Annotated in this window: 1 protein-coding gene; it reads left to right on the top strand. The window is 66.1% G+C overall.

The window, feature by feature from the left end:
* Nucleotides 1-280 (top strand): hypothetical protein (locus Q5L94_RS13625; protein ID WP_317498897.1); only part of this gene is annotated, 280 nt, incomplete at both ends.

The following is a 280-nucleotide window of genomic DNA, read 5'->3' as shown; positions in this document are numbered from 1 at the left end:
CACAAATCGCCATCGACCCGGGCTGGCCGGGCGACGGCTGGACAGACACGACCCGTGCGCTGGTGCAGGGCTGGATCACCGAAAGCGCCTTGGTGCTCATCAATGACAAAGAGTTGGTGGGCCTGACCGGGGCAGACGGTGTCGAAGGCGGGCTCGACGCCATGGTAGGCCAGCTGCCGGAGGATTGCGTGCTGGTGGTCAAATGCGGGCCGGACGGCGCGATTGCGCTGCGCGATGGGGAGACTTTCTCCGCGACAAGCCCGCGCGCCGATATCTTCGA

The organism is Idiomarina sp. Sol25 (assembly GCF_033052775.1).
GTDB lineage: Bacteria > Pseudomonadota > Gammaproteobacteria > Enterobacterales > Alteromonadaceae > Idiomarina.
Note: the sequence above shows the minus strand (reverse complement) of the source record. Positions and strands in the feature narration are given on the sequence as shown.